Genomic DNA, 20,312 nt, shown 5'->3' on the forward strand with positions numbered 1-20,312 from the left:
GGTGGGTTTTTTTTTGTCGGACGGGCCGACTTCCCACTCCGCACCCGGCGGATCAGCTCGCCCAGCCGGACGTCCGCCAGGCGTTGACGCCCGGGTGGACGGCCGGGCGGAACAGGCGGGAGCGGTCGTTCCAGGGGGCGGCCGGGCCGGCACCGGCCAGGCGTGCCGCCTCGGCGGCGGCCTGCGCGGCGGCGGCCCGGGCCTGGACCACCGCCAGGACGGCGGCGAGCTCCTCGGGGGTCGGCTGCCCGTGCAGCACGTGGATCGGGGCCATGGCTCAATTCTCTCCCGACGGGGGCCTACAGGGGGATGTTGCCGTGCTTCTTCGGCGGCAGCACCTCGCGCTTGCCGCGCAGTGCCCGCAGACCCCGGACGATGTGTCGGCGGGTCTCGCTCGGCGGGATCACCGCGTCCACGTAGCCGCGCTCGGCCGCCAGGTACGGGTTCAGCAGGGTGTCCTCGTACGAGGCGATCAGCTCGGCCCGCTTCTGCTCGGCGCCGCCCGCCGCCCCGGCCTCGGCGATCTCCCGCCGGTGCAGGATGTTGACCGCGCCCTGCGCGCCCATCACCGCGATCTGCGCGGTCGGCCAGGCCAGGTTGAGGTCGGCGCCCAGGTGCTTGGAGCCCATGACGTCGTACGCGCCGCCGAAGGCCTTGCGGGTGATCACGGTGATCAGCGGGACGGTCGCCTCGGCGTAGGCGTAGATCAGCTTGGCGCCGCGGCGGATGATGCCGTCCCACTCCTGCTCGGTGCCGGGCAGGAAGCCGGGCACGTCGACGAAGGTCAGCACCGGGATGTTGAAGGAGTCGCAGGTCCGGATGAAACGGGCGGCCTTCTCGCTGGCGTTGATGTCCAGGCAGCCGGCCAGGTCCATCGGCTGGTTGCCGACGATGCCGACGGACTGGCCCTCGACCCGGCCGAAGCCGGTGATGATGTTGCCCGCGTACAGCGGCTGGGTCTCCAGGAACTCGCCGTCGTCGACGATGTGCTCGATCACCTTGCGCATGTCGTACGGCTGGTTCGCCGAGTCCGGCACGATGGCGTCGAGTTCGAGGTCCTCGTCGGTGACGGTGAGGTCCGCCTGCTCGGGGTAGGACGGCGGGTCCGACAGGTTGTTGGAGGGCAGGTACGAGAGCAGGCTCTTGACGTACTCGACGGCCTCCTTCTCGTCGGTGGCCAGGTAGTGCGCGTTGCCGGACTTGCTGTTGTGGGTGCGGGCGCCGCCCAGCTCCTCCATGCCGACGTCCTCGCCGGTCACGGTCTTGATCACGTCCGGGCCGGTGATGAACATGTGCGAGGTCCGGTCGGCCATCACCACGAAGTCGGTGATCGCGGGGGAGTACACCGCGCCGCCCGCGCAGGGGCCCATGATCAGCGAGATCTGCGGGATCACGCCCGAGGCGTGCACGTTGCGGCGGAAGATCTCGCCGTACAGGCCGAGCGAGACCACGCCCTCCTGGATCCGGGCGCCGCCGGAGTCGTTGATGCCGATGACCGGGCAGCCGGTCTTCAGCGCGAAGTCCATCACCTTGACGATCTTCTCGCCGAACACCTCGCCCAGGGAGCCGCCGAACACGGTGAAGTCCTGGGCGAAGACGGCGACCTGGCGGCCGTCCACGGTGCCGTAGCCGGTCACCACGCCGTCGCCGTACGGGCGGTTCCGCTCCTGCCCGAAGTTCGTCGAGCGGTGCCGGGCGAACTCGTCGAACTCGACGAAGGAGTCCTCGTCCAGCAGCTCCGCGACCCGCTCGCGGGCCGTCAGCTTGCCCTTGGCGTGCTGCTTCTCCACGGCCGCGGCGGAGCCGGAGTGCACCGCCTCGTCGAGCCTGCGCCGCAGGTCGGCGAGCTTGCCGGCGGTGGTGTGGGGGTCGTACGGCGCCTCGGTCATCCGGTGGCTCTCCCTGATCCATGGGCCGCGACCTGTTCGAGTGCGCGCGGGCCGGAGTGGGGGCCCGCGCATGAGGGCAGGGCGGCGCTGCGAACTACCGTTGGGTAGCGTAGCCAGCGCGCGGGCCCGGACGTCACGTCCTGGCGTTATGGCCATCGACACAGTGTGTCAACGCGCGTTCTGCGGGACGATGGGGCGGCCTACGCCCCCGGCGTCCGCACACCCCCTAGTGTTCTGGACCATGACCGCACCCGACTCCCCCCGCCGCAGTGGACTGCGCGGTTTCGGCCACGCCGGACCGTCGCCGTGGACCGACCTGGACCGCCCGCCGCTGGACGAGGCGGCGCTGCGCCGCGACCTGCTGGTCCCGGACGGGCTCTGGACCTCGGTGGACGTCGTCGCCGAGACCGGCTCCACCAACAACGACCTCGCCGCCCGCGCCCGGGCCGGCGCCCCGCAGGGCGCGGTGCTGGTCGCCGAGGTGCAGAACGCCGGGCGCGGCCGGCTGGAGCGCCAGTGGAGCGCCCCGGCCCGCTCCGGGCTGTTCCTGTCCGTCCTGCTGCGCCCCGAGGAGGTGCCGGTCGAACGCTACGGCTGGCTGCCGATCCTGGTCGGGGTGGCCACCGCCAGCACGCTGAGCCGGGTCGCCGGGGTCGAGGTCGGGCTGAAGTGGCCCAACGACCTCCAGGTGGAGATCGACGGCGCCGAGCGCAAGCTCGGCGGCATCCTCACCGAGCTGAGCGGTGGCGCCGTGGTCGCGGGCCTCGGCATCAACGTCTCGCTGCGCGAGCCCGAACTGCCCGTCCCCACCGCCGCCTCGCTCGCGCTGGCCGGCGCCGAGGTCACCGACCGGTCCACCCTGCTGCGCGCCCTGCTGCGCGAGTTCGCCGGGTTGTACCGCACCTGGACGGCCGCCGCCGGCGACCCGCACACCAGCGAGCTGCTCCGCGCCTACGCGGACCGCTGCACCACGCTCGGCCGCCAGGTGAAGGTGCACCTGCCGGGCGACCGGGAGCTGGTCGGCGAGGCGGTGGCGATCGACGGCGACGGCCGCCTGGTGGTCCGCACCCCCGACGGCGCACGCCGGGCGGTCGGCGCGGGGGACGTCGTCCACGTGCGCCCCGAGCCCCGCTGAACGGCACTCTTCACCTCTCCTTGACCCGGGCTGATGCCCCGGATCGCGCGATTCCGTGCGAACATTCCACCTGGCAGCGGTGTGAGGCGCGCCACTGCCCGCCGGGTGGCGGGCGCGCCCGGACAGGCAGGACACGAGGCGAGTGCGGCGACCGCACGGGGACGGACCGGTGGCAGAGGACGGCAGCAGCGGCGCGACATCGGGGACCCACGACCCCACGGTCGCGCTCGAACTGGAACGCCTGATCCTGGACGCGCCACGCCGCTACACCCCGTACCAGGCCGCGCGGGCCGCCGACGTCCCGATGGAGCTGGCGACCCGCTTCTGGCGGGCCATGGGCTTCCCCGACATCGGCCAGTCCCGGGCCCTCACCGACGGCGACGTGATCGCCCTGCGCCGGCTCGCCGGCCTGGTCGAGTCCGGCCTGCTCAGCGAGTCGATGGCGATCCAGGTGGCCCGCTCCACCGGCCAGACCACCGCCCGGCTGGCCGGCTGGCAGATGGACACCTTCCTGGAGAACCTCACCCAGGCCGTCGAGCCCGGCCTGACCCGCGCCGACGTCGCCTACCCGCTGGTCGAGCTGCTGCTGCCGGAGCTGGAGCAGTTCCTGGTGTACGTCTGGCGCCGCCAGCTCGCCGCCGTCACCGGCCGGGTGGTCCAGGCCGCCGAGGACAACGAGATCACCAGCGGCCGCCTCGCGGTGGGCTTCGCCGACCTGGTCGGCTTCACCCGGCTGTCGCGGCGGCTGGAGGAGGAGGAGCTCGGCGAACTCGTCGAGACCTTCGAGAACACCTGTTCGGACCTGATCGCCGGGCAGGGCGGCCGGGTCATCAAGACCCTCGGCGACGAGATCCTCTACGTCTCCGAGGACCCGGTCACCGCCGCCGAGATCGCGCTCAGCCTGATCGAGGCCCTCGCCGAGGACGAGACCATCCCCGCGCTGCGGGTCGGCATGGCCTTCGGCACGGTCACCTCGCGGATGGGCGACGTCTTCGGCACCACCGTGAACCTGGCCAGCCGGCTCACCTCGATCGCGCCCAAGGACGCGGTGCTGATCGACGGCGAGTTCGCCGCCGCGCTGGAGCAGTACGGCAGCGTGGCCCCGCCGGACGCGGACGGCCCCGGCCTCGCCGAGGCGCTGTCGGCCGCCGCCGGGATGCCCGCCTCGGGCCTGCCGGTGCCGGGCCTGGACGCCGGGCACCGGTTCCACCTGCAGCCGATGTGGCGCCGGCCGGTGCGCGGGCTCGGGCTGGTCGAGCCGTGGCTGCTGTCGCGGCGGCTGAAGCCGGAGTAGGCCTCCGCCGCTGCCCCTCCCGGGCCCTTCTCGCGCCTCTCCTGGAGCCTTTCCGCTCTCTTCCGGGCCCCTTCCGGTCTTCTCCTGTGCCCTTCCCGGCTTTTCCCGGGCCTTTCCAGCCTTCCCCGGCCCTTTCCAGGACGTGGCCCCGGGCCGGTCCCGATGCTTGGGGTGCCGAACGGTTGAAACCCGTACGGTCGGTTGCGGGTCCGCCCCGGCAAACGGGGCATAACCGAACGAAACCGCCATAGTCTTGGTGAAAGCGGCCGGGTGGGTGCGGCCGCCGTCGGGGGTCCGGCAGGACCGGGCACAGGGAGCGAGGCGAGCCGGTGAGCAGCGAGGCGATCATGACGGACCGCGGCTGCGACTGCGGCGGCCCGCGGCTGTCCGGCCAACTGCCCGACCTGCGGCTGCAGTCCGTGGTCGAGCTGGCCCAGGACATGGCCCGCGCGCTCACCCCGCTGGAGGCCGTCCGGGCCGCCGCCGCCCGCGCCACCGAGGCACTCGGGGCGACCATGGCGGCCGTCTCCGTCTGGGACCGCGAATCCGGCCGGCTCCGGGTCCTGGTCAACCACGGGGAGCTCGCGCCCGGCGAGGAGGAACTGCCCGAGGACGAGTCCTACCCCGTCGCCGACTTCCCCGAGATCGTCACCTATCTGGAGGAGCGCTGGACCACCGGGCGCCTCCCTCGGGCCTGGCTGCAGACCGCCGAGAACGCCGAACCGCACGCCGGACACGCCCACCCCACTGCCGGCGCGTACTGCCAGGAACGCGCCGCGGCGCTGCGTCGGCGAGGCCGCGCCTGCTGCGTGGTCGCCCCGATCGTCCTGCACGGGCAGGCCTGGGGCGAGCTGTACCTGGCCCGCAGCGTCGGGAAGCCCGGGTTCGTCGCCGCCGACGCCGACTACGCGACCCTGCTCGCGGCCCAGATCTCGGCCGGCCTCGCCCAGACCGAACGCCTCGCCGACCTGCGCAAACTCGCCTTCTCCGACCCGCTCACCGGCCTCGCCAACCGGCGCGCCGTCGACGCCCGGCTGGAGAGCGCCCTCACGACGCACAACCGGGACAACACCGTGGTCTCGCTCGTCGTCTGCGACGTCAACGGCCTCAAGCGGGTCAACGACCAGCTCGGCCACGAAATGGGCGACCGGCTGCTCGAACGGTTCGCCCACCAGCTCTCGGTCGCCGCGGCCAAACTCCCCGGCAGCCTCGCCGCCCGTCTCGGCGGCGACGAGTTCTGCCTGCTCGCCGAGGGGCAGAAGGCCGACGAGGTCGTCGCCGTCGCCGAGGAGCTCTGCGCCCGGGCCCTGGCCCTGTCCGAAGGCGAGGGCGTCGCCTGCGGCGTCGCCTCCACCGGCGACTCCATCGGCCCGGTCACCACCCCTGACCGGCTCTTCCGGCTCGCCGACGCCGCCCAGTACCGGGCCAAGGCCGCCCGGGCCGCCCACCCCGTCGTCGCCGGGCGCAGCCACGGCCCCGGCTTCTCGCCCGACCCCACCGTGCTGCTCGCCGACGCCGCCGACCCGCACCACCGGGCCGACGGACGCGCCCGCCCGGGCCGGGCCGGGGCGGGCGACCGGCGGCGCTTCCGGGGCGCCGCGCACAGCGCCGACCCGGGCCAGCTGCTCACCGCCGTCCTCGCGGCCCTCGACCAGGCCGCCGCCGCCCGCGCCGTCCACCCCGCCGACACCCTCGGCAAGCTCGTCGTCGTCGCCGAGGCCTCCGCCCGGCTGCTCGACGCCGTCGGCTGGTGGGTCTCCTACGTCCCGCCCGGCTCCCACCTCATGCGCACCGCCCAGCACGCCGTCTACCGGATGACCAGCGGCCCCAGCAGCACCCGCGCCGAGACCCAGCGGGCCCAGATCGAGGCCCCGGACGCCGTCTTCGACCTGCGCCACTACCCGATGACCCGCCGCGCCGTCCGCGGCGGCGCCTTCGCCCTGCGCGCCGGCGCGGCCGGCAACGACCCGGCCGAGGAGGCCATGCTGGTCGTCTCCGGCTACCGCGGCATGGTCGCCGCCGGCGGCCAGAACCCGGCCGGCGGCTGGCTCGTCGAACTCTTCGCCGACGACGCCACCCTGCCGCTGGGCCAGGCCGCCTTCGCCATGCGCGCCCTGGTGGCCGTCGCCCTGGCGGGCGCGGCCTCGCCCCCGGTGGTGTGAGGCCGGGGGAGGCTGGTCGGCGCGGTCAGGCCGGCCCGAGGGCGCGCAGGACCGCCTCGACCAGGCGGTCGGCGTAGGCGGGGTCGAGCGGGCCGAGCCGGTAGAGCCAGCGGTAGTGGAGCGGGCCGTAGAGGAGTTCGAGGGCGAGGTCGAGGTCCGCGTCGGGGGCGAGCTGGCCGGCCTCGCGGGCGCTGTGCAGGCGGGCGCGGGTGACGTCGAGGAGTGGGTTCAGCAGGCGGGTGCGGTACTCGGCGTACAGGGCCGGGTCGTTGAGCATCTCGGCGGTGATGGCGCGGTAGCTGCGGTCGAGGGCGGGGTCGGTGAGCTCGGCGGTGGTGGGGCGCAGGACGGTTCGCAGGTCGGCGGCGAGGTCGCCGGTGTCAGGGAGGTCGAGGCCGCCCTCGTGCTCGTTGGTGGCGAGGAAGGCGTCGAAGACGACGGCGCCCTTGGACGGCCACCAGCGGTAGATGGTCTGCTTGCCGACGCCGGCCCGGGCGGCGATCGCCTCGATGGTGAGCTTGCCGAAGCCGACCTCGGCGACGAGTTCGGAGGCGGCGGCGAGGACGGCGGCGCGGGAGCGTTCGCTGCGGCGGGCGGGATCGGGGGCGGTTCTGTGGGCCATGGCGGAAATTCTAAGCGAAGTGGCGAGACGGTACGTATCGTCTTGACGCGGCGTCGGATCCGGGATCATGCTGGAGCGGCGCCAGCGAGACGGACCGTCTCGTCTTGTTCTGAACCCTGGAGGCCCCATGACCCGCTCCGCCCACCCCGCCCACATCCTGATGGTCTCGGTCCCGGCCCACGGGCACGTCAACCCCAGCCTCGCCGTGATCGCCGAACTGGTCGCCCGGGGCCACCGGGTCAGCTACGTCAACGACGCCTCCTTCGCCGAGGCCGTCGAGTCCACCGGTGCCCGCCTCGTCCCGTACCCGACGCGGCTGCCGCTCGCCGACGACCCGAGCGGGTGGCCGGAGGACCCGGTGGCGATCCAGGAGGTGTTCCTGGACGACGCCCTCGCGATGCACCCCGTCCTGCTGGAGGCCTTCGCGGACGACCGCCCCGACCTGGTGCTCCACGACATCGCGGGCTTCGCCGGGCGGGCGCTCGGCGAGCGGCTGGGCGTGCCGGTGGTGCAGCTGTCGCCCACCTACGTCGGCTGGGAGGGCTTCGAGCAGGACATGGCGGAGGTGTACGAGGCGATCCGCAACGGGCCCGGCGGCGCCGAGCACCACCGGCGGTTCGCCGACTGGCTGGCCGAGGCCGGGGCGGTGGAACGCGACGTGGACGCCTTCAAGGGCCGCCCGGTGCGGGCCGTCGCCCTGATCCCGCGCGCCCTGCAGCCCAACGCGGACCGGGTCGACGAGCGGCGCGTCAGCTTCGTCGGGCCGTGCTTCGGCGACCGCGCCCATCAGGGGGAGTGGCGGCGGCCGGCCGCCGCCGAGAAGGTGCTGCTGGTCTCGCTCGGCTCGGCCTTCACCCACCAGCCCGCGTTCTACCGGGCCTGCGTCCAGGCCTTCGGCGACCTGCCCGGCTGGCACACGGTGCTCCAGGTCGGCGCGCACACCGACCTGGCCGACCTGGGCGAGGTGCCGGACACCGTCGAGGTGCACCGGTGGGTGCCGCAGCTGTCGGTGCTCGCGCAGGCGGACGCCTTCGTCACCCACGCGGGCATGGGCGGCTCCAGCGAGGGGCTGTACCACGGCGTGCCGATGATCGCCGTGCCGCAGGCCGCCGACCAGTACGCCAACGCGGACGCGCTGGTGGGGCTCGGCGTCGCCCGCCGCCTGGACACCGGGGAGGCCACCCCGGAGGCGCTGCGCGGCGCGCTGCTGGAGCTGGTCGGCGACCCGGCGGTGGCCGAGCGGCTGAAGGCGCTGGCTGCCGCCGGCCGGGCCGAGGGCGGCACCGCCCGCGCGGCGGACCTGATCGAGGCCGAGCTCAGGGGGTGACCGGCGCGGCGGGGGAGGACGTGGCGGGGGAGGGCGCGGTGATCCGGTCCGGCCGGGTGTAGACGTTCGCGCCCTCCCCTCGCAGGAAGCCGACCAGGGTCAGGCCCAGCTCCTCCGCGAGGTCCACCGCGAGCGAGGACGGCGCCGAGACGGCCGCCAGCAGCGGGACGCCCGCCAGCGCGGCCTTCTGGGTCAGCTCGAACGAGGCCCGGCCGCTCACCAGCAGGACGTGCCCGGTCAGCGGCAGCCTGCCCTCGCGCAGCGCCCAGCCGACCACCTTGTCCACCGCGTTGTGCCGCCCGACGTCCTCGCGGGCGCAGAGCAGTTCGCCGGTGGCGGCGTCGAACAGGCCGGCCGCGTGCAGGCCGCCGGTGGACTCGAAGGTGCGCTGGGCGGCCCGCAGCCGGTCCGGCAGGCCGTACAGCAGGGACGGCGGGACGGTGAGCGGGTCCTCGCCCACCGGGTGGCGGACGTGAGTGCGGACGGCGTCCACGGTGTCCCGGCCGCACAGGCCGCAGGCGCTGGTGGTGAGCAGGTTGCGGTGCGCGGACAGCGGCAGCGCGCGGGCGGCGCCGCGCAGGGTGGCGTCGACGACGTTGTAGGTGTTGGCGCCGGCTTCGTCCGTCCCGGCGCAGTACCGCAGGGCGGCGAGTTCCTCGGAGGTGTGCACCAGCCCCTCGCCGACCAGGAACCCGGCTACCAGGTCGAAGTCCTGCCCGGGGGTGCGCATGGTGACGGTCAGCGGTTCGCCGCCGAGCCGGATCTCCAGCGGCTCCTCCGCCGCCAGCGAGTCCGGCCGCACCCCGCGCTCGTCCCCCCGCAGCCGCACCACCCGGCGCCGTGCCGTCGCCCGCGTCATCGCCCTGCCACCTCCGTGCGTGTCCGTGGGCACCAGCGTGCGGCACGGGGCGGGCCGGGGGAAAGTCCTGCCGGCCGGTACGGGGCGTGCGATCGTGGCCGTTCCGGATGGCGACCACCTGTTGTCATATCTTCATTCACCTGATGTGATGGTGTATATGGATATGCACAGTGCTGTGGCCCCCGACGCTCCGCTGGTCCAGGTCGGCAAGGCCGACGTCAGCGCCGAGGACGTGCTGGCCGTCGCCCGGGGGAACGCCCGGGTCGAGATAGGCCCCGACGCGCTCGCCGAGATGGCGACGGCGCGGGCACGGATCGACGCCCTCGCGGCCGAACCGCGCCCCGTCTACGGCGTGTCGACCGGATTCGGCGCGCTCGCCGTCCGGCACATCAGCCCCGAACTGCGGGCGCAGCTCCAGCGGTCGCTGGTGCGCTCGCACGCGGCCGGGATGGGACCGGCCGTCGAGCGCGAGGTCGTCCGGGCACTCGTCTTCCTGCGGATGAAGACGCTGGCCTCCGGCCGGACCGGGGTGCGCCCGCTGGTCGCGCAGACCATGGCCGCCCTGCTCAACGCGGGCATCACCCCGGTGGTCCGGGAGTTCGGCTCGCTCGGCTGCTCCGGCGACCTCGCGCCGCTGTCGCACTGCGCGCTGGTCCTGATGGGCGAGGGCGTGGCCACCGGCCCGGACGGCGTGGAGAAGCCCGCCGCCGAACTGCTCGCCGCCGCCGGCATCGAGCCCGTCGAACTGCTGGAGAAGGAGGGCCTGGCCCTCATCAACGGCACCGACGGCATGCTCGGCATGCTGGTGATGGCCATCGCCGACCTGCAACGGCTGTACACCACCGCCGACATCACCGCCGCGATGACCCTGGAGGCGCTGCTCGGCACCGACAAGGTGCTCGCCCCCGAACTGCACGCCCCGATCCGCCCCCACCCGGGCCAGGCGCTGAGCGCCGCCAACATGCTGGCCGTCCTCAAGGACTCCGGCCTCACCGGCCACCACCAGGACGACGCGCCGCGGGTCCAGGACGCCTACTCGATCCGCTGCGCCCCGCAGGTGGCCGGCGCCGGCCGGGACACCCTCGCCCACGCCCAGCTGGTCGCCTCCCGCGAGCTGGCCGCCTCGGTCGACAACCCGGTGGTGCTGCCGGACGGCCGGGTGGAGTCCAACGGCAACTTCCACGGCGCCCCGGTCGCGTACGTGCTGGACTTCCTCGCCATCGCCGCCGCCGACCTGGGCTCGATCTCCGAGCGCCGCACCGACCGACTGCTCGACAAGGCCCGCTCGCACGGCCTGCCGGCCTTCCTGGCCGACGACCCCGGCGTGGACTCCGGCCTGATGATCGCCCAGTACACCCAGGCGGCGCTGGTCAGCGAGAACAAGCGGCTCGCCGTCCCGGCCTCGGTCGACTCGATCCCGTCCTCCGCGATGCAGGAGGACCACGTGTCGATGGGCTGGTCCGCCGCCCGCAAGCTGCGCCAGGCCGTCGACAACCTCGGCCGGATCCTCGCCGTCGAACTCACCGCCGCCGCCCGCGCCCTGGAGATTCGCCAGCAGGCCGACGGCGCGGGCCGGACGGCCCCGGCCACCGCGGCCGCCATGGCCGCCGCCCGGGAGGCGGGGGTCGGCGGCGCGGGCCGCGACCGCTTCCTCTCGCCGGACCTGGAGGCGGCGGCTGCGCTGGTCGCCTCCGGGGAGCTGGTGCGGGCGGTGGAGCGGGTCACCGGGCCGCTGGCCTGAGCCGGTGTGACCTGGTGTGACCTGGTGAGATCGGTGCGTTCGGTGCGTTCGGCGTGACGGGCCGTCGGGTCCGGTGCGGGCGGCGGGGCTCAGTCCCAGTCGTCCCGGGACCGGGACCGCGGCTCGTCCCGGTCCCGGCGGTTGCCGAACGCGGCGGCGAAGTTGACCCCGACGATGCCCGCCCAACTGACGATCAGGCCGATGAAGCCGCCGCTCTGCGGGCTGGCCGCGATCGCGGTCAGCGGGATGCCGAGGACCAGCGAGATCACCGCAAGCCGGTTGCCGGGGAGGCCGAGCCCCGGCCCCGGGCGGTGCGGTCGGCGCCGGTGCGCGGGCTCGTAGTCGTCCATCCGCTCGGCCACCCGGCGCTCGACCCGGGCGTCCAACCGGGCGTCCAGGCGGCTCAGGAACGAGTCGACCAGCTCCGGCTCGTACTCCTTGCCGAGTTCCTTGCGAGCGTGCAGGGCGGCGTCGAGGTCGCGCCGCAGGTCGTCCTGGCGAGTGTCCATGGGACCAGCCTGGGCCCGCGCCGGGGCGCGGTCCATCCGTCGGTGGGGGAATCCGGGCGGGTTCAGGGAGAATTCAGGGTTACCCCGAGCTCCCACCCGCTCGGGCCGTCTCACCCGGCGTCCCGCCGTACGAGACGTCTTTGCCAGGCGCGACGCACTGCTGCACAGTCGTCGTCCGAATCGCTCGCATCCGGAGGTACCGCTGATGACCGCCACCGACGAGGCCGGCACGGTCGGCCCCTCCGCCCGGCTGCTCCAACTGTTCGAAGGCCACCGACTGACCCCGACCCAGCGGCGGATCGCGCACTCGCTGGTCCGGCACGCCACCGAGGCGCCGTTCCTCTCCAGCGTCGAGGTCGCCGAACTCGCCGGCGTCAGCCAACCGTCCGTCACCCGCTTCGCGGTCGCCCTCGGCTACGACGGCTACCCGGCGCTGCGCAAGCAGCTGCGCGAACTCGGCGCGGGCGAGACCGCCGCGCCGGAGACCCCCGACGACGCGGTGCGCAACGAGCACCAGCAGGCCGTGCTCGCCGAGATCGCCCACCTGCGCCACCTCGCCGAACTCCTCGCCGACCCCGAGCCGATCACCCGCGCCGCCCGGCTGCTCGCCGCCTCCCGCCCGCTGCCGGTGCTCGGCCTGCGGGCCGCCTCCGCGCAGGCACGCGGCTTCGCCTACTTCGCCGCCAAGGTGCACCCGGACATCCGCCTCCTCGACGAGGGCGGCAGCATGCTCGCCGACCGGCTGGAACAGGCCGCCGCGGCCGGGGCCACCGCGCTGCTCTGCTTCGCGCTGCCGCGCTACCCGCGGGAGCTGATGGACGCGCTGGTGGTGGCCCGCGAGTGCGGGCTGACGGTGCTGACCGTCGCCGACAGCGCCTTCGCGCCGGTCGCCAAGCTCTCCGACCTGATGCTGCCGGCCGCCGTCGGCACCGGGCTGGTCTTCGACACCGCGTGCGCGCCGATGATGCTCGGCCGGGTGCTGTTGCAGCGCATGTGTGACGAACTCCCGGGCGCGGAGGCCCGGTTGGAGGCCATCGAGCAGTCCGCCGCGGCACGTGGCCTGTTTTTGGAGTAGACACGGCGGGGAGTAGCCGTCACGAACCCGGGCATCCCCTACAGCAGGGGGTGCCGCCCATGCGCGTGATCCACGAGATGAAGTTCGTCGCCCGCCTGGCCTCGGGTGTCGACGAATGGTCCTGCCCCACCTGCGGACGCCGTGTCACCCTGCGGCGCCTGCCCGATCCCGAACTGACCGTCCTCGACCCGGGAGACGAGTCCGCCGTGCACGTCGGCGTCATCGAACCCGACGCCCGCACCGCCGCCGCGGCCGCCGAGAAGTACGGCCTCGGCCCGGTCCAGAACATCCCCCGCCCGCCGACCCCGCCCGCCCCCGACGCCGCCGACCGCCGCTGGCTCGCCGAGATCGGCATCGACTGGGACGGTGACGCCGCGGCCTGACTCAGGCGCGGGGTGCGTACGGCGGCAGTGCGGAGGTGTCCAGTTCGGCGGGCAGCGGGACGGGCAGCGGGACGGGCTCGCCGTACTTGCCGTGCAGCACGCCCTGGTACTCGCCGTCGCGGGGGTGGGTGCGAAGCGTCCAGACACCCTTGCGGGGGTCGACCGGGAGGAATGCTGGTTCTCCCACCGCGCGGGTAGGGCGACCAGGTCGGGCGTCGCGTGGTCGTCCTCGTCGCCTGGAGAGGCGATGGATGCCGCCTCGTAGGCCCCGAGGCCGGGCAGTCGTGATCCGATCCGTTCGCGCAGCTGCCGCACGGTGCCGGCGTGCTTGCCCCGGCGGGGCGGAGGCAGCAGCAGGGTGCCTCCGATGATCTCGACCCGCAGTCCGGTGCTCCGCTCGGTCGCCCCTGCTGCGTGGCGGAGCCTGCCGGGGAGTACGGGGATGGTCGCCATGACGTCCTCTGCTGACCCGAGTGGCTGGTGTTTCCGGCCTCAGGGTACGGCTGGCGGGCGTACCGACGTGGACGCTGATCGGATGGGTTCGGGGTCTGGTCGGGAGGTGATTGTTTGGATATATTCAGTCGAGCTGAATCTGAATGAATCCATCCGCAGGGAGGCCGGGACATGGTGCAGCAGGCGAGCGGGCCGCGTGAGGTCAGGGCGGCGCGGGGGACGGGGCTGACGGCGCAGGGGTGGCAGCAGGAGGCGGCCCTGCGGATGCTGATGAACAACCTCGACCCGGAGGTCGCCGAGCACCCGTCGAAGCTGGTCGTGTACGGCGGGACGGGCAAGGCGGCGCGGGACTGGCGTTCGTTCGACGCCATGGTGAGGACGCTGGAGGGGCTGAAGCAGGACGAGACCATGCTGGTCCAGTCCGGGCGGCCGGTCGGCGTCATGCAGACCCACGAGTGGGCGCCGCGGGTGCTGATCGCCAACTCCAACCTGGTCGGCGACTGGGCCAACTGGGAGGAGTTCCGCCGGCTGGAGAGCCTCGGGCTCACCATGTACGGGCAGATGACCGCCGGCTCGTGGATCTACATCGGCACCCAGGGCATCCTGCAAGGCACCTACGAGACCTTCTCGGCCGTCGCCAACAAGCGGTTCAACGGGACGCTGGAAGGCACCATCACCCTCACCGCCGGCCTCGGCGGGATGGGCGGCGCCCAGCCGCTGGCCGTCACCATGAACGGCGGCGTGGCGATCTGCATCGACTGCGACCCGTCCCGGATCGCCCGCCGGATCGAGCACCGCTACCTGGACGTCGAGGCCAAGGACCTCGGGCACGCGCTGGAGCTGGCCACCGCCGCCCGCGACAAGCGGCAGCCGCTGTCCATCGGCGTGCTGGGCAACGCCGCCGAGCTGGTCCCGCAGCTGCTCGCGATGGACGCGCCCATCGACATCGTCACCGACCAGACCAGCGCCCACGACCCGCTCGCCTACCTGCCGGTGGGCGTCGCCTTCGACGACATGGCGGACTACGCGGCGGCCAAGCCCGCCGAGTTCACCCAGCGGGCCCGCGAGTCGATGGCCCGGCACGTCGAGGCGATGGTCGGCTTCCAGGACGCGGGCGCCGAGGTCTTCGACTACGGCAACTCGATCCGCGGCGAGGCCCAACTGGCCGGTTACGACCGCGCGTTCGCCTTCCCCGGATTCGTCCCCGCGTACATCCGGCCGCTGTTCTGCGAGGGCAAGGGCCCGTTCCGCTGGGCGGCGCTGTCCGGCGACCCGCAGGACATCCACAAGACCGACAAGGCCGTCCTCGACCTCTTCCCGGAGAACGAGTCGCTGCACCGCTGGATCAAGATGGCCCAGGAGAAGGTGCACTTCCAGGGCCTGCCCGCGCGGATCTGCTGGCTCGGCTACGGCGAGCGCGACAAGGCCGGCGAGCGCTTCAACGACATGGTCGCCTCCGGCGAGCTGTCCGCGCCGATCGTGATCGGCCGCGACCACCTCGACTGCGGCTCGGTCGCCTCCCCGTACCGGGAGACCGAGGCGATGCTGGACGGCTCGGACGCGATCGCCGACTGGCCGCTGCTCAACGCCATGGTCAACGTGGCCTCCGGCGCGTCCTGGGTCTCCATCCACCACGGCGGCGGCGTCGGCATCGGCCGCTCGATCCACGCCGGCCAGGTCACCGTCGCCGACGGCACCGCGCTGGCCGGCGAGAAGATCCGCCGGGTGCTCACCAACGACCCGGGCATGGGCGTGATCCGGCACGTGGACGCCGGCTACGACCGGGCCACCGAGGTCGCCGCCGAGCGCGGGGTCCGCGTCCCGATGGGTGAGCTGTGACGTCCTCGTTCGAAGAGATGTGGGCGGAGCTGCTCCCCGTGGGCCGCTCCGCCGCCTCCGGCGGCTACCGCCGCTTCGCCTGGAACTCCGCCGACGCCGAGTGCCGGGCCTGGTTCGAGCAGCAGGCCCGTGACCGCGGCCTCGCCTACGAGCTGGACCGCAACGGCAACCAGTGGGCCTGGCTGGGCGATCCGAACGCGGGCGGGGCGGTCGTCACCGGCTCGCACCTGGACTCCGTCCCGGACGGCGGCGCCTTCGACGGCCCGCTCGGCGTGGTCTCCTCCTTCGCGGCCCTGGACGAACTCCGCGCACGCGGGGCCGAGTTCACCCGTCCGCTGGCGATCACCAACTTCGGCGACGAGGAGGGTGCCCGGTTCGGCGTGGCCTGCATCGGCTCCCGCCTGTCCGCCGGCGTGCTCTCCCGCGAGGCCGCGTACGAGCTGCGCGACGCCGACGGCGTCCGGCTGCCCGACGCGATGGAGCGGGCCGGCTACGACCCGGGCGCGATCGGCGCGGACGACGACCGGCTGGCCCGGATCGGCGCCTTCGTCGAACTCCACGTCGAGCAGGGCCGCCTCCTCGCCGAGGACCGGCCGGTCGGCGTGGCCAGCGCGATCTGGCCGCACGGCCGCTGGCGGTTCGACTTCCACGGCGAGGCCAACCACGCCGGCACCACCCGGATCGAGGACCGCCGCGACCCGATGCTGACGTACGCCAACACCGTGCTCGCGGCCCGCAAGAAGGCCCGGCAGGCGGGCGCGCTGGCCACCTTCGGCAAGGTCGCGGTCGAACCCAACGGCACCAACGCGATCGCCTCGCTGGTACGCGGCTGGCTGGACTCCCGGGCCGCCGACGAGGCGACGCTCACCGCGCTGGTCGAGGAGATCGAGCAGGCCGCCGCCGAGCGCGGCGGGCGCGACGGCGTCCGGGTCGACCTGACCCGCGAGTCCTACACCCCGGTGGTGGACTTCGACGGCCCGCTGCGCGACCGGCTCGCCAAGCTGCTGGACGCCCCGGTGCTGCCCACCGGCGCCGGACACGACGCCGGGATCCTGGCGTCGGCCGTCCCGACCGCCATGCTGTTCGTGCGCAACCCCAGCGGGGTGTCGCACTCCCCGGCCGAGCACGCCGAGGAGGCCGACTGCCTGGCCGGGGTCGCCGCCCTCGCCGACGTACTGGAGGACCTGGCGTGTCGCTGAGCCCATTGACCTCGGGGACCGAGCCGGTGGCGTACTGGGCGCAGCACGCCTGGCTGCCGTACGACAACGGGCCGGTGGTCGAGCCGGACGTGCTGATCACCGTCGGCCCCGGCGGCCGGATCACCGCGGTGACCCCGGACAGCGGGCCCTGCCCGCCCGGGGCCGTCCGCCTCGACGGGCTGCTGCTGCCCGGCCAGGCGAACGCCCACTCGCACGCCTTCCACCGGGCGCTGCGCGGCCACGTCCAGGTCGGCTCCGGCACCTTCTGGACCTGGCGCGACACCATGTACCGGTTCGCCGGGGCGCTCGACCCGGACCGCTACCTGGCGCTCGCCACCGCCGTCTACGCCGAGATGGCGCTGGCCGGGGTCACCGCCGTCGGCGAGTTCCACTACCTGCACCACGCCCCCGGCGGCGCCCGCTACGACGACCCCAACGCGATGGGCGAGGCGCTGATCGAGGCCGCCGCCCGGGCCGGCATCCGGATCACCCTGCTCGACACCTGCTACCTGTCCGCCGGCTTCGGCGCCGAGCCGACCAGGCCGCAGCAGCGGTTCAGCGACGGCGACGCCGAGGCCTGGGCGGTGCGGGCGGACGCGCTCAAGCCCCGCGAGCACGCCCGGATCGGCGCCGCCGTCCACTCGGTGCGGGCCGTCCCGGCCGAGCAACTGGGCACCGTCGCGCAGTGGGCGGCGGTGCGCGAGGCACCGCTGCACGTCCACCTGTCCGAGCAGACCGCCGAGAACGACGCCTGCCTCGCCGCGCACGGCGTCACCCCGACCCGGCTGCTCGCCGACCACGGCGTGCTCGGCCCGCGCACCTCGGCCGTGCACGCCACCCACCTCACCGACGAGGACGTCCGGCTCCTCACCGACACCTCCACCACCATCTGCATGTGCCCCACCACCGAGCGGGACCTCGCGGACGGCATCGGCCCGGCCCGCCGGCTCGCCTCGGCGGGCTGCCCGGTCACCCTGGGCAGCGACAGCCACGCCGTCATCGACCCGTTCGAGGAAGCCCGCGCCCTGGAGCTGAACGAGCGGCTGCGCACCCGCACCCGCGGGCACTGGACGGCCAACCTCCTGCTGCGGGCCGGCACCGAGGACGGGCACGCCTCGCTCGGCTGGCCGGAGGCCGGGCGGGTCGAGGCCGGCGCGCTCGCCGACTTCACCGTCATCGCCCTGGACTCGGTGCGCACCGCGGGCCCGCCGCCCCGCCTCGGCGCCGAGACCGCCGTCTTCGCAGCCTCGGCGGCCGACGTGCGGCACGTCGTGGTCGGCGGCCGGCAGATCGTCCGGGACGGCGTGCACCAGCTCGTCGCGGACGTGCCGGGCGCGCTGCGGGACTCGATCGGCGCCCTGGACCACTGAGTCGTTCTCCAACTTCCCCCGGAAGGCTTCGTCTTGAGCAGCAGGACCACCTTGATCACGGGCATCGGCAGCCTGGTCACCAACGACCCCGGGCACGGCACCGGGCCGCTCGGCCTGCTCACCGACGCGGCCGTGGTGCTGGACGGCGGCACCGTCGCCTGGGTCGGCCCGGCGGCGCAGGCCCCGGCCGCGGACGAGCGCTTCGACGCCGAGGGGCGGGCGCTGCTGCCCGGCTTCGTCGACTCGCACGCCCACCTGGTGTTCGCGGGCGACCGGACCGCCGAGTTCAACGCCCGGATGTCCGGGCAGTCCTACTCGGCGGGCGGCATCCGCACCACGGTGGCGGCCACCCGGGCCGCGAGCGACGCCGAACTCGACGCCAACCTGGCCCGGTTCGTCCGGGAGGCGCTGCGGCAGGGCACCACCACGATCGAGTGCAAGTCCGGCTACGGGCTGACGGTCGAGGACGAGGCGCGGGCGCTGCGGATCGCGGCGCGGCACACGCCGGAGACGACGTACCTGGGCGCGCACGTGGTCGCGCCCGAGTACGCCGACGACCCGGCCGGGTACGTCGACCTGGTCACCGGCGAGATGCTGGACGCCTGCGCCCCGCACGCCCGCTGGGTGGACGTGTTCTGCGAGCAGGGCGCCTTCGACGGCGACCAGGCGCGGGCGGTCCTGACCGCCGGCATCGCCCGCGGCCTCACCCCCCGGGTGCACGCCAACCAGCTCACGTACGGGCCCGGCGTGCAGCTCGCGGTGGAGCTGGGGGCCGCTTCGGCGGACCACTGCACCCACCTGACGGACGAGGACGTGGCGGCGCTGGCGGGGTCGGCGACGGTCGCGACGCTGCTGCCGGGTGCGGAGTTCTCCACCCGCGCCGAGTACCCGAGCGGGCGGCGGCTGCTCGACGCGGGGGCCGTGGTGGCGCTCTCCACGGACTGCAACCCGGGTTCCAGCTTCACCAGTTCGATGGCGTTCTGCATCGCGGTCGCGGTCCGGGAGATGGGCATGACCCCGGACGAGGCGGTCTGGGCGGCGACAGCGGGCGGTGCGCACGCGCTGCGTCGCGGCGACGTCGGGACGGTCGCGGTCGGCTCCCGGGCGGACCTGCTGCTGCTGGACGCGCCCTCGCACGTCCACCTGGCCTACCGCCCGGGCGTGCCACTGACGGCGGCGGTCTGGCGCGCGGGCGTCCGGGAGGTCTGAGCCCGGGGACCGTAGACGGCCCCCGTGCCCCCGGGGGCCGTCCTGCTCAGGTGGCGGCGGAAGGGCCAGCAGGCCCCGATGCCAACTTCTCCCGGGGTCATCAGGGCTGACGGTAGGCGCAGACAAGCAGGGTGTCGGCAGCGCGTGCACCCGGTACGGCAGGAGGGAGCCGGTCGACACTGATCTTCGTGAACCCCGACTCGTCCAACAGCTTCGTCCAGACGGTCTCCTGGAGAACCCAGCGGCGCATGGTTGCCGGGGCGCCGTCCGTGGTGCGGGCCGGAACGTCGGCGTGCTGGACGTCCGGTTCAGCGGGGGCACCACCGAGGTAGTGGCCCAGAGTGGAGGCGGCCAGCAGTCCGCCGGGTCGAAGGGCGCGGGCAGCGGCCGGAAGCAGTCGGCGGGGGTCGGCGAAGTCGAGGCTGCCGAACACGGAGTAGAGCACGTCGTACTCGTCTGGATGCTCCTCCAGGTGCGCGGTCGCGTCGGCGCGTACCGTGCGCAGGTGCGGTGCGAGGTGGCCGTAGAGGTCGCAGGCCATCGCGTGCTGCGCGGGGGAGGCATCGACGGCATCGACCCGAGCCGGAGCGTAGTGGGTGACGAGGTGGGCGGCATGACGGGCGGCGCCCGCGCCGAGGTCGGCCACGACGAGGCCGGTGAAGTCCCCCAGCACCTCGACTCCTGGCCCGCCGTCCTGGGCCCAGACCCAGTGGAAGGCGCCGGGGACGGTCCGCTCCGTGTCGGCGCGGGCGCGGCCGTAGTGGTGCCAGAGGTCCGGCGCGACAGCTTGGGTACGAGAGGGGGTGGTCGTCACCCGGGTCATCCTCGCGCCCGGTGTGCGCCGGCGCAGGGGTTCGGGTGAACTCCACCCTTCCGGGTCGCGGTGGCCCCGGACTGAGCCTGGGGCCACCGCAACTATCCCGTCAGTGCGAGTCGTTGCCGGGGTGGCAGGGGCTGCACTTGGCGGCATCCGCCCACAGCGGCAGGTCCACGTCCCAACCGTCCGCTGCGATGAGCTGGGCGGTGCGCAGCACGGTGCCGTCGTCCTTGTACTCGACCTGTCAGCCGAAGCGCAGGACCTGGGTGCTGCCACCGGCCAAGACACGCTCGTAGTCGCACTCACCGTTGAGCGAGCGGTAGTTGATGACCGGATCGCCGGCTCGTACGAGGGTGGTCGCGCATCCGAGGCACCAGGGCTGTGGCGGGTGTACGTCGAGATCCTCGATCACTGCGGGAGCAGAGCACT

The 20,312-nt window shown here is 74.0% G+C and carries 18 protein-coding genes and 1 pseudogene; 11 read left to right on the top strand and 8 right to left on the bottom strand.

Annotated features, from left to right (window positions below; all coding sequences use genetic code 11):
• Positions 1 to 52 precede the first annotated feature (52 nt).
• Positions 53 to 274 carry an acyl-CoA carboxylase epsilon subunit gene (locus tag AB0P03_RS37610; protein ID WP_363588079.1) on the bottom strand — a complete coding sequence of 74 codons (222 nt, stop codon included), beginning with the start codon at positions 272 to 274 and terminating at the stop codon, positions 53 to 55.
• Between the two features lie 25 nt (positions 275 to 299).
• Positions 300 to 1,889 carry an acyl-CoA carboxylase subunit beta gene (locus AB0P03_RS37615; RefSeq protein ID WP_350877319.1) on the bottom strand — a complete coding sequence of 530 codons (1,590 nt, stop codon included), beginning with the start codon at positions 1,887 to 1,889 and terminating at the stop codon, positions 300 to 302.
• Between the two features lie 241 nt (positions 1,890 to 2,130).
• Between AB0P03_RS37615 and AB0P03_RS37620 the strand changes: the two genes are divergently transcribed.
• The 3 genes and pseudogenes from AB0P03_RS37620 to AB0P03_RS37630 all read left to right on the top strand — a co-directional run.
• Positions 2,131 to 3,024 (top strand): biotin--[acetyl-CoA-carboxylase] ligase, encoded by an 894-nt coding sequence (locus tag AB0P03_RS37620; protein ID WP_063351348.1) that lies wholly within the window; start codon positions 2,131 to 2,133, stop codon positions 3,022 to 3,024.
• A 169-nt stretch (positions 3,025 to 3,193) separates the two neighbouring features.
• On the top strand, positions 3,194 to 4,318 hold the full coding sequence (locus tag AB0P03_RS37625; RefSeq protein WP_363588075.1) for an adenylate/guanylate cyclase domain-containing protein: 1,125 nt from the start codon (positions 3,194 to 3,196) through the stop codon (positions 4,316 to 4,318).
• Between the two features lie 347 nt (positions 4,319 to 4,665).
• Positions 4,666 to 5,784, top strand: a pseudogene (locus AB0P03_RS37630) (diguanylate cyclase); the annotation flags it as partial.
• Between the two features lie 721 nt (positions 5,785 to 6,505).
• Here AB0P03_RS37630 and AB0P03_RS37635 read toward each other — a convergent pair.
• Complete coding sequence (locus AB0P03_RS37635) at positions 6,506 to 7,102, bottom strand: TetR/AcrR family transcriptional regulator (protein ID WP_363588073.1); 597 nt, start codon at positions 7,100 to 7,102, stop codon at positions 6,506 to 6,508.
• A gap of 127 nt (positions 7,103 to 7,229) precedes the next feature.
• Between AB0P03_RS37635 and AB0P03_RS37640 the strand changes: the two genes are divergently transcribed.
• A complete protein-coding gene (locus AB0P03_RS37640) occupies positions 7,230 to 8,429 on the top strand; it encodes a macrolide family glycosyltransferase (RefSeq protein WP_363588071.1) in 1,200 nt (399 codons plus the stop codon).
• Here the strand turns inward: AB0P03_RS37640 and fdhD are convergent.
• Positions 8,419 to 9,288, bottom strand: a complete 870-nt coding sequence (gene fdhD / locus AB0P03_RS37645; RefSeq protein ID WP_363588069.1) for a formate dehydrogenase accessory sulfurtransferase FdhD — start codon at positions 9,286 to 9,288, stop codon at positions 8,419 to 8,421. The two genes, AB0P03_RS37640 and fdhD, sit on opposite strands and share 11 nt — an antisense overlap.
• A 157-nt stretch (positions 9,289 to 9,445) precedes the next feature.
• On the opposite strand from fdhD, the gene hutH reads away from it, so the two are divergent.
• Positions 9,446 to 11,029 carry a histidine ammonia-lyase gene (gene hutH, locus AB0P03_RS37650; RefSeq protein WP_363588067.1) on the top strand — a complete coding sequence of 528 codons (1,584 nt, stop codon included), beginning with the start codon at positions 9,446 to 9,448 and terminating at the stop codon, positions 11,027 to 11,029.
• Positions 11,030 to 11,118: 89 nt separating this feature from the next.
• Here hutH and AB0P03_RS37655 read toward each other — a convergent pair whose 3' ends face one another.
• The gene (locus AB0P03_RS37655; protein ID WP_363588065.1) at positions 11,119 to 11,538 is read right to left on the bottom strand and encodes a hypothetical protein; all 420 of its coding nucleotides are present in this window, start codon (positions 11,536 to 11,538) and stop codon (positions 11,119 to 11,121) included.
• Positions 11,539 to 11,743: 205 nt separating this feature from the next.
• Between AB0P03_RS37655 and AB0P03_RS37660 the strand changes: the two genes are divergently transcribed.
• Together AB0P03_RS37660 and AB0P03_RS37665 are read left to right on the top strand one after the other, a co-directional pair.
• A complete protein-coding gene (locus tag AB0P03_RS37660; protein ID WP_363588063.1) occupies positions 11,744 to 12,613 on the top strand; it encodes a MurR/RpiR family transcriptional regulator in 870 nt (289 codons plus the stop codon).
• A 59-nt stretch (positions 12,614 to 12,672) separates the two neighbouring features.
• Entirely contained in the window at positions 12,673 to 12,996 is a 324-nt protein-coding gene (locus AB0P03_RS37665) for a hypothetical protein (RefSeq protein ID WP_363588061.1), read from the top strand.
• Between the two features lies 1 nt (position 12,997).
• Here the strand turns inward: AB0P03_RS37665 and AB0P03_RS37670 are convergent, their stop codons facing one another.
• The gene (locus AB0P03_RS37670) at positions 12,998 to 13,183 is read right to left on the bottom strand and encodes a hypothetical protein (protein ID WP_363633210.1); all 186 of its coding nucleotides are present in this window, start codon (positions 13,181 to 13,183) and stop codon (positions 12,998 to 13,000) included.
• 437 nt (positions 13,184 to 13,620) lie between these two features.
• Between AB0P03_RS37670 and hutU the strand changes: the two genes are divergently transcribed.
• From hutU to hutI, 4 genes are read left to right on the top strand one after another with little or no spacing between them, the layout of a single operon-like run.
• Positions 13,621 to 15,288, top strand: a complete 1,668-nt coding sequence (hutU, locus tag AB0P03_RS37675; RefSeq protein ID WP_363588055.1) for a urocanate hydratase — start codon at positions 13,621 to 13,623, stop codon at positions 15,286 to 15,288.
• Between the two features lie 17 nt (positions 15,289 to 15,305).
• The gene (locus AB0P03_RS37680; protein ID WP_363633224.1) at positions 15,306 to 16,487 is read left to right on the top strand and encodes an allantoate amidohydrolase; all 1,182 of its coding nucleotides are present in this window, start codon (positions 15,306 to 15,308) and stop codon (positions 16,485 to 16,487) included.
• On the top strand, positions 16,478 to 17,857 hold the full coding sequence (locus tag AB0P03_RS37685) for a formimidoylglutamate deiminase (protein WP_363588053.1): 1,380 nt from the start codon (positions 16,478 to 16,480) through the stop codon (positions 17,855 to 17,857). Before AB0P03_RS37680 ends, AB0P03_RS37685 begins: the two co-directional genes overlap by 10 nt.
• A gap of 33 nt (positions 17,858 to 17,890) precedes the next feature.
• Complete coding sequence (hutI, locus tag AB0P03_RS37690; RefSeq protein WP_363633212.1) at positions 17,891 to 19,066, top strand: imidazolonepropionase; 1,176 nt, start codon at positions 17,891 to 17,893, stop codon at positions 19,064 to 19,066.
• Between the two features lie 100 nt (positions 19,067 to 19,166).
• Here hutI and AB0P03_RS37695 read toward each other — a convergent pair whose 3' ends face one another.
• Both AB0P03_RS37695 and AB0P03_RS37700 read right to left on the bottom strand, forming a co-directional pair.
• Positions 19,167 to 19,880, bottom strand: a complete 714-nt coding sequence (locus AB0P03_RS37695; RefSeq protein ID WP_363588049.1) for a class I SAM-dependent methyltransferase — start codon at positions 19,878 to 19,880, stop codon at positions 19,167 to 19,169.
• 247 nt (positions 19,881 to 20,127) lie between these two features.
• The gene (locus tag AB0P03_RS37700) at positions 20,128 to 20,295 is read right to left on the bottom strand and encodes a hypothetical protein (RefSeq protein WP_363588048.1); all 168 of its coding nucleotides are present in this window, start codon (positions 20,293 to 20,295) and stop codon (positions 20,128 to 20,130) included.
• Positions 20,296 to 20,312 lie beyond the last annotated feature (17 nt).

Origin of the sequence: Kitasatospora sp. NPDC088779 (assembly GCF_040685395.1) — a bacterium.
Lineage (GTDB): Bacteria > Actinomycetota > Actinomycetes > Streptomycetales > Streptomycetaceae > Kitasatospora.

Coding starts and splice junctions, on each gene's coding strand:
- AB0P03_RS37665 (WP_363588061.1), top strand. CDS start 12,673: ATGCGCGTGATCCACGAGATGAAGTTCGTCGCCCGCCTGGCCTCGGGT.
- AB0P03_RS37660 (WP_363588063.1), top strand. CDS start 11,744: ATGACCGCCACCGACGAGGCCGGCACGGTCGGCCCCTCCGCCCGGCTG.
- AB0P03_RS37635 (WP_363588073.1), bottom strand. CDS start 7,102: ATGGCCCACAGAACCGCCCCCGATCCCGCCCGCCGCAGCGAACGCTCC.
- hutU (WP_363588055.1), top strand. CDS start 13,621: ATGGTGCAGCAGGCGAGCGGGCCGCGTGAGGTCAGGGCGGCGCGGGGG.
- hutH (WP_363588067.1), top strand. CDS start 9,446: ATGGATATGCACAGTGCTGTGGCCCCCGACGCTCCGCTGGTCCAGGTC.
- AB0P03_RS37610 (WP_363588079.1), bottom strand. CDS start 274: ATGGCCCCGATCCACGTGCTGCACGGGCAGCCGACCCCCGAGGAGCTC.
- AB0P03_RS37655 (WP_363588065.1), bottom strand. CDS start 11,538: ATGGACACTCGCCAGGACGACCTGCGGCGCGACCTCGACGCCGCCCTG.
- fdhD (WP_363588069.1), bottom strand. CDS start 9,288: ATGACGCGGGCGACGGCACGGCGCCGGGTGGTGCGGCTGCGGGGGGAC.
- AB0P03_RS37680 (WP_363633224.1), top strand. CDS start 15,306: ATGTGGGCGGAGCTGCTCCCCGTGGGCCGCTCCGCCGCCTCCGGCGGC.
- AB0P03_RS37640 (WP_363588071.1), top strand. CDS start 7,230: ATGACCCGCTCCGCCCACCCCGCCCACATCCTGATGGTCTCGGTCCCG.
- AB0P03_RS37620 (WP_063351348.1), top strand. CDS start 2,131: ATGACCGCACCCGACTCCCCCCGCCGCAGTGGACTGCGCGGTTTCGGC.
- AB0P03_RS37615 (WP_350877319.1), bottom strand. CDS start 1,889: ATGACCGAGGCGCCGTACGACCCCCACACCACCGCCGGCAAGCTCGCC.